This window comes from Streptomyces sp. NPDC001980 (assembly GCF_040296885.1).
Taxonomy (GTDB): Bacteria; Actinomycetota; Actinomycetes; order Streptomycetales; family Streptomycetaceae; genus Streptomyces.
This window is the reverse complement of the sequence record NZ_JBEOYD010000028.1, coordinates 81,389-94,438: the sequence shown is the minus strand read 5'-3', so window position 1 is coordinate 94,438 and position 13,050 is coordinate 81,389. Positions and strand designations below refer to the sequence as shown.

The following is a 13,050-nucleotide window of genomic DNA, read 5'->3' as shown; positions in this document are numbered from 1 at the left end:
GTCAGTCGACAGGGAACTCGGCGGTGTCGATCGTGAGGTCGAACGGCTCCGGCAGCTTGATGGGGTCGCCGAACTTGCACGCGCGCAAGACCCGATAGACGCCGTCCCTCGGTTCGCCGTACAACGTGATCGTAGGGCCGCCCGGTGCCAGGCCGTCGATCAAGAGGTACAGCGGGACATCCGCCTCGGCACAGCCTGCGGTCTTGTGAGTCCGATCGTTGGTCACGGTGGCCTTCGAGGTGATCTCCACGACGAGTGCGGCTCTGTTCATCGGCACAAAGCAGGCGTCTCCGGCGAGCGCCTTCTCCGGCACCACAGCAAGGTCCGGCATGTACAGGCTCAGTCGGGACGGCACGGCCATGCCCAGCCTTTGATAGATGCCCCAGTCCTGCGGGATCGCCTCGTAGAGGCGGCGCTGCACCCGCTCGGCAATGCCATGGTGGGCGTTGGCGGACAGCGGAGTCACCGCGACGAGCCCATCGATGATCTCCACCTTGCAGCCCTTGGGAACATCCGTCTGCTGCCAGATCCAGACCAGTTCGTCCCACTCGCTGTCAGCCACGATGCAGTCGGCCTCGAACACTCCCATGGGCCCATCAGACATGCCGAACGGGACCGGCGCAGGTCCACCGGTCCCGTTCACCCGATCGAGAGACCTCCTGATCAGGCGATGCGCCCCAGCACCACCGGCGACGCCGTGAACTCCGCACCCGCCGCCCCGATGTCGTACGACCCCTCGACCGCCTGGAGCGCGTACTCGAAGCGCTCCGGGGTGTCCGTGTGCAGGGTCAGCAGGGGCTGGCCCGCCGTGACCGTGTCGCCGGGCTTGGCGTGGAGTTCGACGCCCGCGCCCGCCTGCACCGGGTCCTCCTTGCGGGCCCGGCCGGCGCCGAGGCGCCAGGCGGCGACGCCGATGTCGTAGGCGTCGAGGCGGGTCAGGACACCGGCCGACGGCGCCTTGATCACGTGCTGTTCCTTCGCCACCGGGAGCGCCGCGTCCGGGTCGCCGCCCTGGGCCGCGATCATCCGGCGCCAGACGTCCATCGCCGAGCCGTCGGCCAGTGCCTTCGCCGGGTCGGCATCGCGGACGCCGGCCGCGTCGAGCATCTCGCGGGCCAGGGCGAGGGTCAGTTCGACGACGTCCGCGGGGCCGCCGCCGGCGAGGACCTCCACCGACTCGCGGACCTCCAGGGCGTTGCCCGCCGTCAGGCCGAGCGGGGTGGACATGTCGGTGAGGAGCGCGACCGTCTTCACGCCGTGGTCGGTGCCGAGGCCCACCATGGTCGAGGCCAGTTCGCGGGCGTCCTCGATGGTCTTCATGAAGGCGCCGGTGCCGACCTTCACGTCCAGGACCAGGGAGCCGGTGCCCTCGGCGATCTTCTTCGACATGATCGAGGAGGCGATCAGGGGGATCGCCTCGACCGTGCTGGTGACGTCGCGCAGCGCGTACAGCTTCTTGTCGGCGGGGGCCAGGCCGTCGCCCGCCGCGCAGATCACCGCGCCGGTCGAGTCCAGAACCGACAGCATCTCCTCGTTCGACAGCAGGGCGCGCCAGCCGGGGATCGACTCCAGCTTGTCCAGGGTGCCGCCGGTGTGGCCGAGGCCGCGGCCGGAGAGCTGGGGGACGGCCGCGCCGCAGGCCGCCACCAGGGGCGCGAGCGGGAGGGTGATCTTGTCGCCGACGCCGCCCGTCGAGTGCTTGTCGGCCGTCGGACGGGACAGGGCGGAGAAGTCCATGCGCTCGCCGGACGCGATCATCGCGGCGGTCCAGCGGGCGATCTCGCGGCGGTTCATGCCGTTGAGCAGGATGGCCATCGCGAGCGACGACATCTGCTCGTCGGCGACCTCGCCGCGCGTGTACGCGTCGATGACCCAGTCGATCTGCTGGTCGCTGAGCTCACCGCGGTCGCGCTTGGTGCGGATGACGGAGACGGCGTCCATGGTGGCCATGGCGTTCCCTTCGGAGAAGTGCGATGCGTACGGCCCCTCCCAACCGGAAGGGGCCGTACGGGAGTTACTTGGTGAGATGGGCCGGGCCGAAGGCCTGGGGCAGCATCTCGGAGAGGGGCAGGACACCCTCCGGGGTGTCCAGGAGGAGGTCCGGGCCGCCGAACTCGTAGAGCAGCTGGCGGCAGCGGCCGCACGGGACGAGGAGCCCGCCCGTGCCGTCCACGCAGGTGAAGTGGGTGAGCCGGCCGCCGCCCGTGCGCTGCAGCTCGGAGACCAGTCCGCACTCGGCGCACAGGCCGAGGCCGTACGACGCGTTCTCCACGTTGCAGCCGGAGACCGTACGGCCGTCGTCCACCAGGGCGGCGACCCCGACCGGGTAGCCGGAGTACGGGGCGTAGGCGTGGGACATGGCCTCCCGTGCCTCGGCCCGCAGGGCCTCCCAGTCGAAGCCGGCGGCCGCGGCGGTCACTTGCCCTGTCCCTTCCGGTACGGCAGACCGTCCGCCTTCGGCATCCGCAGGGACTGCGCGGACAGCGAGAGGACGAGGAGGGTGACGAGGTACGGGGTCGCGGTCACGAGCTGACGCGGGACGTCGTCGGTGGAGGCGTACCAGATGAACATCAGGACCGAGATGACGATCGTGATGACGGCCGGGACGTACTTCTTCTTCCAGGCCAGGTAGGCGGCGCCGAACACCAGCAGGATCGCGAGCAGCAGGATCAGCGCGTGGACGTTCACCGTGCCGCCGCGCAGGTTGAGGCTGTCGGTGTAGCCGAACAGGCCGGCGCCGAGGGCGAGGCCGCCCGGCATCCAGTTGCCGAAGATCATCGCGGCGAGACCGATGTAGCCGCGGCCGGCGGTCTGGCCGTCGAGGTACACGTTGGAGGCGACGATCGAGAGGAACGCGCCGCCGAGGCCGGCGAAGCCACCGCTGATGATCACCGCGATGTACTTGTACTTGTAGACGTTGACGCCGAGGGACTCGGCCGCGACCGGGTTCTCGCCGCAGGAGCGCAGGCGCAGGCCGAAGGCGGTGCGCCACAGGACCCACCACGTGATCGGCACGAGGGCCACCGCGATCACCGTCAGCGGCGAGAGGTCGGTGAGCAGACCGCCGACCAGGCCCGCGATGTCGGAGATGAAGAACCAGTGCTTCTGGTTGAGCGTGTCCAGCCAGTCGGACAGGCCCGGGACGCTGAACGTGCCGAGTGAGTCGATCGGCGGGGACTGCTTGGAGGAGCCGCCCTCGGCGTTCTCGAAGGTGAACTTCGACAGGTAGCGGGTGGCGCCCAGGGCGAGGATGTTCAGGGCCACACCGGAGACGATGTGGTTGACGTTGAAGGTGACGGTGGCGACGGCGTGCAGCAGGGCGCCGAGCGCGCCGCCGAGGATGCCGAAGACGACGCCGACCCAGGGGCCCCACTGGTAGCCGGCCCAGGCGCCGAACCAGGTGCCGAGGATCATCATGCCTTCGAGGCCGATGTTGACGACGCCCGCGCGCTCGGCCCACAGACCGCCGAGACCGGCGAGGCCGATCGGGACGGCGAGGCGCAGCGCGGTGGACATCTGGCCGGTCGAGGTGATGCCCTCGGCGCCGGTGATGATGCGCACGGCCGAGGTGAGGACCAGTACGCCGGCGATGACCAGCAGGAGTACCGGGAGCGAGATTCGGCGGCCGCCCCTGCCGGGCTGCTTCGCCTGCGGCTTGGCGATGGTCGCGGTGGACATCAGGCCGCCACCTCCTTCTTGGTGTTCTTGGCGGCGGCCGCGGCGAGCTCCGCGCCGACCTGGCGCTGCTGGCGGCGCAGACCCCACTGCCGTACGGCTTCGTAGGAGATGACGACGGAGAAGACGATCAGGCCCTGCATGATCGTGGCGATCTCCTTCTCGTACGCCACCGGGGTCGCGTAGTCGAGGGCGGGCGAGGCCTTGTCGAGGAAGGCCCACAGCAGGGCGGCGAAGGCGATGCCGCCCGGGTTGTTGCGGCCGAGCAGGGCGATGCCGATGGCGGTGAAGCCGAGGCCGGCCGGGAAGTCGAGGCTGTAGGTGTGGGAGTCGCCGAGCAGCAGCGGGAGGCCCGCGAGGCCGGAGACGGCACCGGAGATCAGCATGGAGATCAGGACCATGCGCTTGGCGTCGACGCCGGAGGCGGCCGCGGCGGACTCGGAGGCGCCGGTGGCGCGCAGGTCGAAGCCGAAGCGGGTGCGGTTGAGGACCAGCCAGTAGCCGATGCCGAGGGCGATGGCGACGAAGACCATGCCGTAGATGTCGCCGACGTCGGAGCCCAGGTTGATGCCGGGGAACCAGCCGGACTTCTTCATCACGCCGGTCGTCATGTTGTTGCCGACCTGGACGCCCCACACGTTGGAGAGGGTGACGTAGCCGATGACGCTGGTGGCGATGGCGTTCAGCATGATCGTGGCGACGACCTCGCTGACCCCGCGGGTGATCTTGAGGACGCCCGCGATACCGGCCCAGAAGGCGCCGGTGAGCATGGCGACCAGGAGCAGCATCGGGATCTGCAGGAAGGCGGGCAGGCCCACGTTGGCGCCGACCACGGCCGTCATCACGGCGGCGAGGCGGTACTGGCCGTCGACGCCGATGTTGAACAGGTTCATCCGGAAGCCGAGGGCGACCGCGATGGCCGCGATGTAGTACATCGCCGCCTGGTTGATGATCAGGACCTGGATGTCCGAGTACGGCAGCTGCTGGAGCATCAGCACGTACGGCTCGAACGGGTTGCGGTTCGAGGCCAGCAGGACGATCGAGGTCAGGGCGATCGCGAGGACGAGCGCGATGACCGGGCCGGCCACCGCGAGGAGCACCCGCTCCTTGTCGAACTTCTTCATCGGGCCTCGTCCTCCGGACCGTCGGCGCCTTCGTGTCCTTCTGGGGCGGTCTCTACGTGTTCCAGGTGGCCGGACGCGGCACCCGTCATGGCGGAGCCCAGCTCCTCCGGGGTGATGGTGGCCGGGTCGGCGTCCGCGACCAGCTTTCCGTCGAAGATCACCCGCAGGGTGTCCGACAGGCCGATCAGCTCGTCCAGGTCGGCGGAGATCAGCAGCACCGCCAGGCCCTCGCGGCGGGCGTCCCGGATGCGGTCCCAGATCTGCGCCTGGGCGCCGACGTCCACACCGCGGGTGGGGTGGGCGGCGATCAGGAACTTCGGGTTGTGGCTCATCTCGCGGCCGACGATCAGCTTCTGCTGGTTGCCGCCGGAGAGGGAGGCGGCGGTGACGTCGATGCCGGGGGTGCGGACGTCGTACTCCTCGACGATCCGGCGGGTGTCGGCCTGGGCGCCCTTGATGTCCAGCCAGAAGCCCTTCGCGTTGGGCTTCTCGGTGACGTGGCCGAGGATGCGGTTCTCCCAGAGCGGGGACTCAAGGAGCAGGCCCTGGCGGTGCCGGTCCTCGGGGATGTAGCCGACGCCGGCTTCGCGGCGCTTGCGGGTGCCCCAGGGGGTGACGTCCTCGCCGAGGAACTCGATCGAGCCGGAGTCGGCGTTGCGGGTGCCGATGAGCGCGTCGATCAGCTCGGTCTGGCCGTTGCCCTCGACGCCGGCGATGCCCATGACCTCGCCGGCGTGGATGGTGAAGGTGACGTCGTCGAGGACGCGCTTGGCGGCACCGGGGGCGGTGGCCTCGTCGAGGACGTCACCGCGGGCGGTGGCGCCGGCCGAGCCGACCGTGGCGGTCTCGGGCTGCGCGCCGACCTCGCCGAGGGAGGGGCCGCTGGCGTGGACGGTGAGGTTCTTCACCGTGATGACGGCCTTGTCGGTGACCGTGGACTCGGCGGTCTCCGGGGTGGGCAGCTCGCTGCCGACCATCAGCTCGGCGAGCTGGCGCGGGGTGGTCTCGGACGGGATCGCGGTGCCGACCGTCGTACCGCGCCGGATGACGGTGATGTCGTCGGCGACGGACAGCACCTCGCCGAGCTTGTGGGAGATGAAGATGACCGAGAGACCCTCGGACTTCAGCTCGCGCAGGTTGTCGAAGAGTGCGTCGACCTCCTGCGGGACGAGGACGGCGGTGGGCTCGTCGAGGATCAGGGTCTTGGCGCCGCGGAAGAGGACCTTGAGGATCTCCACGCGCTGCCGGTCGGCGACGCCGAGGTCCTCGACCAGGGCGTCCGGGCGGATGCCGAGGCCGTACCGGTCGGAGATCTCCTTGATCTTCTTCCGGGCGTTGCCGCCGATGCCGTACAGCTTCTCGCTGCCGAGCACGACGTTCTCGAGGACCGTCAGGTTGTCCGCCAGCATGAAGTGCTGGTGGACCATGCCGATGCCGCGCGCGATGGCGTCGGCCGGGGACGAGAAGGAGACCTGCTCGCCGTCGATCGCGATGGTGCCCTCGTCCGGCTTCTGCATGCCGTAGAGGATCTTCATCAGGGTCGACTTGCCGGCCCCGTTCTCGCCCACCAGGGCATGCACGGTGCCCTTGCGGACGGACAGGTGGATGTCGTGGTTGGCTACGACACCCGGGAATCGCTTGGTGATCCCCGCCAGCTCGACCGCGGCTGTCGTCTCTGCGGTGAGCGGAGGGCTGCTGGACGCGTCGATGGCGCACTCTCCTCGGAAAAGGGGTCGCTCTACGCGCGTAGCGCCCCTGCTTTAAATAGTGCCCGGACCTGACCGAGCTTTTTCGACTCTCGATCCGTTCCGAGCATTCTGCCGCGCGAACGGGGGTTGCCCCTGCCGTCGATCCCCGGGATCTCCGTCGATCTCCCGGACACCCGCCCGGGCTCACCGACCGATCACCCGGACCCGCACCCGAGTCTCCTGACCGAACTCTCGGATCCGCGCCCGGGGCCCCGTCGAGGTCCCCGGATCTATGGCAGGGGCGCGGGAAGAACATCCTTCCCGCACCCCGTTCCGTGGCCGTAACGCTGCCATTACAGCGTTCTTTTGACCATGCCTACGACAAGGTCATGACCCCTGGGTCAGGAGGTCTTGACCGTGATGGAGCCGTCCTTGATGCCGGCCTCGGCCTTCTTGATCGCGGCCTGCAGGGTGGCGTTGTTCTTGAAGACCGGGTTGGAGTCGGCCAGGCCGACGCCACCGTTGTTCAGGGAGCCGCGGATGTCACCGGACAGCGGCTTCTTGTCCTTGATCACGGACTTGGCGAGGTCGTACACCGCGCCCTCGACGTTCTTGAGGGCCGAGGTCAGGATGTAGTTCTTGTACTTCGACAGCGCGGCCTGGTTGTACTGGTCGGAGTCGACGCCGATCGCCCACACCTTGTGCGCGGCGGCGGCCTTGATGACGCCCTGGCCGGAGAGGCCGGCGGCGGCGTAGACCACGTCCGCGCCCGCGCCGATCTGGCCCTCGGCGGCGGCCTCGCCCTTGTCGGGGCTGGAGAAGCCGCCCTCGGCCGCGGTCTGGGTCAGGTACTGGGCCTTGACCGTGACGTTCTTCTTGGTGTCCTTGACGCCCTGCTCGAAGCCCGCCTCGAACTTGTGGATCAGCGGGACGTCCACGCCGCCGACGAAGCCGACGGTGTTCGACTTGGTGGTCAGCGCGGCGGTGACACCGGCCAGGTACGAGGACTGCTCCTCGTGGAAGACCATGTCCGCGATGTTGCTCGCCTGGTCCTGGTTGTCGTCGATGATGCCGAAGGTGACCTTCGGGAACTTCGCGGCGGCCTCCTTGACGGCGGGCGCGTAGGCGAAGCCGACACCGATCACCGGGTTGTAGCCGGACTTGGCCAGGGTCTCCAGCCGCTGCACCTTGTCCGCGTCGGACTCGCCGTCCTGCGGCTCGATGTCCCGGCCGGCGACGCCGAACTCCTTGTCGGCCTTCTGGAAGCCGGCGTACGCGGCGTCGTTGAAGGACTGGTCGCCCTTGCCGCCGACGTCGTACGCGAGACCGACACCCTTGGACGCGCCGGCCTTGCCGGTGGACGAGCTGGACGAGCTGCCGCACGCTGAAACGGTGACGGCAAGGGCTGCGGTTGCAACGCCCGCAACGGCGATTCGGGACACCCGGCGCATGGAACGAGACTCCTTCGTGCAAGCGCCCAAACCAGGCGCTGGTTCCGCGGCAGCGTAACGCGCGTAGACCAGACGGAAAACCCCCAATGTCCGGTCCGTTATCTAGCTGTGGCCACAGTCACGGCCAAGGCTACGGACAGCAGTGCGCCCCTTGCAGGAGGCAAGGGGCGCACTGACTGCGACGACGCGCGGGCGGCCGTACACATCGGTACGGCCGCTCACCCGGCGACTTATATATGTCGCATTACTTCGTGTTGACGGTGACCTTGCCGTCGATGATGTCCTGCTTGGCCTTGTCGACGGCCGCGACGACCTTGGTCATGGCCTTGTACTTCGGGTTGGTGTCCGCGAAGCCGACGCCGCCGGTCTTGAGGGTGCCGTTGACGACACCGCTCTCCGGCTTGCCCTCGTAGACCGACTTCACCAGGTCGTACACGGCGCCGCCGACGTTCTTCAGCGCCGAGCCGAGGATGTAGTCCTTGTACTTGGCGAGGGCGTCCTGCGCGTACTGGTCGGAGTCGACGCCGATCGCCCAGACCTTGTCGGAGGCGGCGGCCTCGATCACGCCCTGACCGGACAGGCCGGCCGCGTGGTAGATGACGTCGGCGCCGGAGTCGATCTGGCCCTGGGCGGCGGTCTTGCCCTTGTCAGGGCTGGAGAAGCCGCCCTCGGCCGCGGTCTGGGTCAGGTACTGCGACTCGATCTTGATCTTCGGGTTGACGGACTTGGCGCCCTGGTCGAACCCGGCCTCGAAGGTGTGGATCAGCGGGATGTCCACGCCGCCGATGAACCCGATGTGGTCCTTCTTGGTCGCGGAGGCGGCCGCGACACCGGCCAGGTACGAGGACTGCTCGGCGGCGAACACCATGTCGACGACGTTCTTCGCCTGGATCGTCGAGTCGTCGATCATGCCGAAGGTGATGTTCGGGTACTTGGCGGCGACCTCCTTGACGGCGGGCGCGTAGGAGTAGCCGACCCCGATGATCGGGTTGTAACCGGCCTTGGCGAGCGTGTTGAGGCGCTGCACCTTGTCGGCGTCGGACTCGCCGTCCTGCGGCTCGATGTCCGAGCCGCCGATGCCGAAGTCCTTCTCGGCCTTCTCGAAGCCGGCGTAGGCGGCGTCGTTGAAGGACTGGTCGCCCTTGCCGCCGATGTCGTAGGCGAGGCCTATGCCCTTGCCGTTGTACTTGCCGGACGAGTTGGTGCTGGTCGCACCGCTGTCCGAGCTGGACTTGCCGCACCCGGCGGCCGCGAGGGCGATGACGGCAACGGTCACCGCAGCTTGGGAGAACCGAGTCCTCCGACCCGAGATATAACGCACAGCAAGCACCCCTTCGTCCCCACGGCACCGTCGCCGGCCCGCTTCCCCAACCGTCCACCCTCGGTGGCGATTTCGGCGCACAGTAACGCGCGTAGAAGGGGAGGGGAACGGGGTTTCTCCGGGCCGTTATCGAACCGTGCCGACTCCGGGTTACAAGCGGCGGCCGTCGGTTACGGCGGGGTGACACAAGGGGGCGAAGGGGTACCGACCGGGCACCCCTCCGCCCCCTGTGGGACGTGCGTGACGTGCGGCGAAGCTGACCGTTTCTCCCGCCGTCTGATACGACTCCCGTCGATACGACTACATGGTCGCGTCGATCAGGGCGGCGGCCGTGAACAGCTCCACCCCGACGGTGATGGCCCGCTCGTCGGCGTCGAAGTCACCCTGGTGCAGGTCGCGCGCGGTCCGCTCGCCCGGCGTGCGCACCCCGAGCCGCGCCAGGGCGCCCGGCACGTGCTCCAGGTACCAGGAGAAGTCCTCGCCGCCGAGGCTCTGCTCGGTGGTCTCGATGGAGTCGGTGCCGCGCCGGGCGGTCATCGCGTCCCGCAGCAGTTCGGTGATCACCGGGTCGTTGACGACCGGCGGCACCCCGCGCACGTAGTTGATCTCGGACTTGGCACGGTGCATGGTCGCGACCTCGTCGATCGCCGCGTGCACGACGTCCGGCGCGGTCCGCCAGGCCTCCAGATCCAGGCAGCGCACGGTCCCGGACAGCTCGGCGTGCTGGGGGATCACGTTGGGTGCGTGCCCGCACTCGATCCGGCCCCAGGTCACGGCGAGCCCGCTCCGGCTGTCCACGCGCCGCCCGATGAGCGCCGGCACGTCGACGGCCACCCGGGCGGCGGCGGTGACCAGGTCGGTCGTCAGATGGGGCCGGGCGGTGTGCCCGCCGGGGCCGTCCAGCGCCACCTCGACCCGGTCGCAGGCGCTGGTGATGGCGCCGGTCCTGAGCCCGATCCGCCCCACGTCCACCCGGGGGTCGCAGTGCACGGCGATGATCCGCCCCACCCCGTCCAGCACCCCGGCCTCGATGGCGTCGGCGGCGCCGCCGGGCAGCACCTCCTCGGCGGGCTGGAAGAGCAGCCGTACGGGCCGCGGCAGCTGCCCGCGCTCGTGCAGCTCGGCGAGAACCAGTCCGGCGCCCAGCACCACTGTCGTATGCACGTCATGCCCACAGGCGTGCGCCCGGTCCGGCACGGTGGACCGGTACGAGCACTCGGTCTTCATGTCCGGGATGGGCAGAGCGTCGATGTCGGCCCGGAGGGCGAGCACCGGAAGCCCGTCCCCGAGCGGTCCGATGTCACAGATGAGTCCGGTCCCCGACGGGAGGACGCGCGGCCGGAGACCGGCCTTCTCCAGCCGTTCCTTGATGGCGGCCGTGGTGCGGAACTCCTGATTGCCTAGCTCGGGATGCATGTGCAGGTCGCGGCGGAAGGCGACGAGTTCGGCGTGCAGTTCCTCGCTGAGCACGCCGGGGAGCACATCCCCGGGAAGGTCGGCCTCGGTCTCTGTGGACATCAATTGCTTCACCCTCTGAAGGGTAGGACGCCCGAAGGGTCAACTGACCCGAGATCAACAAAAGTTCAGCCCGTTAGGGGAAGAAAATCTGACCGCGGACGCATGACCTCGGACGTGGCTGGGTAACACGTATGTTTCCTCTTCCACGCATACCACGGCAGGCGACGATCACGCCCGTCCTGTCCACCCACCGAAACGGGACCGAGCCGCAACCGCGACTTCGCCACGCGGTCCGCGCCCGCCCGGTAGCGTGCGCGACCGTGACGGACTCGGAGACGACCGACTTCATACAGACCACCCGTACGTCCTACGACACGATCGCCAAGGACTACTCCGCCGCCTTCCCCGGCATCCCGGACCTACCGGTAGACATGTCCATGATTGCCGCCTTCGCCGCGCTGGTGAAGGCGAACGGCACCGCCCCCGTGGCCGACCTGGGCAGCGGCCCCGGCCACATCACCGCCCACCTGAACGACCTGGGCGTCCAGACCTTCGGCATCGACCTCTCCCCCGCCATGGTCACCCTGGCCCGCGAGGCCCACCCCGCCGTCCGCTTCCACCGGGGCTCCATGACGTCCCTGGACCTGCCCGACGAGACCCTCGGCGGCATCCTCGCCCTCTACTCGATCATCCACGTCCCCGACGACCACCTCCCCGCGACCTTCGCCGGCTTCCACCGCGTCCTGGTCCCCGGCGGCCACGTCCTGCTGTCCTTCCAGAAGGGCGACACACCCGGCCTCCACCTCACCGAACGCTTCGGCCACGAGATCGACCTGCGCTACTACTGGCGCCCCGCGTACGCGGTGGGCGACATGCTCGCCAAGGCGGGCCTGGAGGTGGCGGCGACGCTGATCCGGGAGCCCGTGGGGTCGCAGAAGATGCCCCGGGCGTTCGTCCTGGCCCGCAAGCCGGGCTGAGCGGGCACCGGCCGGGGTGCGGCGATCCGGTGCCTCAACCCTGAGCTCCGGTGCCTCAACCCTGAGCTCCGGTGCCTCAACCCTGAGCTCCAGTGCCTCACCCCTGAGTACGGTGCACGCACCCCGTGACGACGTCCCGCAGGCTCCCGGCGCCCGCCAGCAGCCCTCGCTGCTCGTCGGCGCCGTTGCCGTGCCGCAGCAGCCGTTCCACGCCCTCCTCCACCGCCGCCAGGTCGCCGCTGCCGGCGAGGGCCTCCCGGGCGTGCGCGAGCAGTGACTCCAGTACGGCGGGGGCCGCCCGGGGCCGCAGGGTGCCGGGATCGAGCAGCTCCCCGCCCAGCCCCGACCGCGCGGCCCGCCAGCCGGCCAGCCGCTGCAGCCCCACCCCGTGGTCGACGGGCTCCCGCCCGGCCCGCCACTCCCGCACGGCCGTCTCCACCAGCGCGCGGGCGAGGGTGGCCACGAGGACGGCGGTCTCGGCCCGCAGGCAGACATCCGCGACCCGGATCTCCACGGTCGGATAGCGCCGGGCCAGCCGGGCGTCGAAGTAGACCATCCCCTCGTCCAGGATCACTCCGGTGGCCACCATGTCCGCCACCAGCCGGTGGTAGCGCTCGGCGGACCGGAAGAGCTCCGCCGGACCGGCGGACGGCCAGCGCGACCACACCCGGCTGCGGTAGCTGGCGTACCCGGTGTCACTGCCCTGCCAGAACGGCGAGTTCCCGCTGATCGCGACGAGCACCGGCAGCCACGGCCGCACGCGGTCGAGAACCGCCACCCCCTCCTCGTCGGACTCCACGGCAACGTGCACATGACATCCGCACACCAGCTGCTCCCGGGTGGCGATGCCGTACTGCTCGGCCAGCCACTGGTAGCGCGGGTTCACACTGATGGAGGGGCTGACCGGCAGCGGCGACGAGGCGAGCGCGACGACGGCACACCCGAGCTCCCCGGCGAGCCGGGCGGCCTCCTTACGACACCGGACGATCTCCTCCCCCAGCTCCGCCATGTCCGACTGCGGACGGGTGGCGAACTCCAGCATCTGCCCGTAGAGCTCCTTCTCGAACACCTCCTGCCCGGGATCGACCAGCGAGGCCCGCGCCAGCACGGCCGGGGCCGACGCCTTGGGCTCACCCGACTCCGGGTCGACGAGAAGAAGCTCTTCCTCCACTCCGACGGTACGCACGTGAGGCCGCCCTCCGTCCGCGCCGCGACCGTACGCGACGGGCTGCACCCCCCGACTTCCCAGGACGGGCAACCGGACACCTGCCACCGCGTCCGCGCCCGTCAGCCGACGGCAAGCACGCAGCACCCGGCCCCGCAAACCCCGGCCGGGCCCGACGTTCACCCCCCCCC

11 protein-coding genes and 1 pseudogene are annotated in these 13,050 nt (G+C 69.7%); 2 read left to right on the top strand and 10 right to left on the bottom strand.

All coding sequences use genetic code 11. The annotated features are described in order from the left end of the window. Position 1 precedes the first annotated feature (1 nt). The 9 genes from ABT137_RS34375 to ABT137_RS34335 form a co-directional block, all read right to left on the bottom strand. The gene (locus tag ABT137_RS34375) at positions 2–589 is read right to left on the bottom strand and encodes a Uma2 family endonuclease (RefSeq protein ID WP_351715032.1); all 588 of its coding nucleotides are present in this window, start codon (positions 587–589) and stop codon (positions 2–4) included. A 74-nt stretch (positions 590–663) separates the two neighbouring features. Beyond that, positions 664–1,941 (bottom strand): thymidine phosphorylase, encoded by a 1,278-nt coding sequence (locus ABT137_RS34370; RefSeq protein ID WP_351715086.1) that lies wholly within the window; start codon positions 1,939–1,941, stop codon positions 664–666. Between the two features lie 73 nt (positions 1,942–2,014). After that, positions 2,015–2,419 carry a cytidine deaminase gene (locus ABT137_RS34365; protein ID WP_351715031.1) on the bottom strand — a complete coding sequence of 135 codons (405 nt, stop codon included), beginning with the start codon at positions 2,417–2,419 and terminating at the stop codon, positions 2,015–2,017. Further along, positions 2,416–3,678, bottom strand: a complete 1,263-nt coding sequence (locus ABT137_RS34360; protein ID WP_351715030.1) for an ABC transporter permease — start codon at positions 3,676–3,678, stop codon at positions 2,416–2,418. Before ABT137_RS34360 ends, ABT137_RS34365 begins: the two co-directional genes overlap by 4 nt. Next, complete coding sequence (locus tag ABT137_RS34355) at positions 3,678–4,799, bottom strand: ABC transporter permease (protein WP_351715029.1); 1,122 nt, start codon at positions 4,797–4,799, stop codon at positions 3,678–3,680. Before ABT137_RS34355 ends, ABT137_RS34360 begins: the two co-directional genes overlap by 1 nt. Continuing rightward, positions 4,796–6,508: an ABC transporter ATP-binding protein gene (locus tag ABT137_RS34350; RefSeq protein WP_351715085.1), complete on the bottom strand. Its 1,713-nt coding sequence runs from the start codon at positions 6,506–6,508 to the stop codon at positions 4,796–4,798. Before ABT137_RS34350 ends, ABT137_RS34355 begins: the two co-directional genes overlap by 4 nt. 380 nt (positions 6,509–6,888) lie before the next feature. Beyond that, positions 6,889–7,938: a BMP family lipoprotein gene (locus tag ABT137_RS34345; RefSeq protein ID WP_351715028.1), complete on the bottom strand. Its 1,050-nt coding sequence runs from the start codon at positions 7,936–7,938 to the stop codon at positions 6,889–6,891. 244 nt (positions 7,939–8,182) lie between these two features. Then, complete coding sequence (locus tag ABT137_RS34340; protein ID WP_351715027.1) at positions 8,183–9,214, bottom strand: BMP family lipoprotein; 1,032 nt, start codon at positions 9,212–9,214, stop codon at positions 8,183–8,185. 345 nt (positions 9,215–9,559) lie between these two features. Then, positions 9,560–10,777, bottom strand: coding sequence for a M20 family metallopeptidase (locus ABT137_RS34335; RefSeq protein WP_351715026.1), 1,218 nt, complete (start codon positions 10,775–10,777; stop codon positions 9,560–9,562). Between the two features lie 260 nt (positions 10,778–11,037). Here ABT137_RS34335 and ABT137_RS34330 point away from each other — a divergent pair, with 260 nt between their 5' ends. Then, entirely contained in the window at positions 11,038–11,694 is a 657-nt protein-coding gene (locus ABT137_RS34330; RefSeq protein WP_351715025.1) for a class I SAM-dependent DNA methyltransferase, read from the top strand. A 16-nt stretch (positions 11,695–11,710) separates the two neighbouring features. Beyond that, positions 11,711–11,779 (top strand): annotated as a pseudogene (locus ABT137_RS34325) (hypothetical protein); the annotation flags it as partial. A 12-nt stretch (positions 11,780–11,791) separates the two neighbouring features. Here ABT137_RS34325 and ABT137_RS34320 read toward each other — a convergent pair. Then, positions 11,792–12,880, bottom strand: coding sequence for a glutamate--cysteine ligase 2 (locus ABT137_RS34320; protein WP_351715024.1), 1,089 nt, complete (start codon positions 12,878–12,880; stop codon positions 11,792–11,794). Positions 12,881–13,050 lie beyond the last annotated feature (170 nt).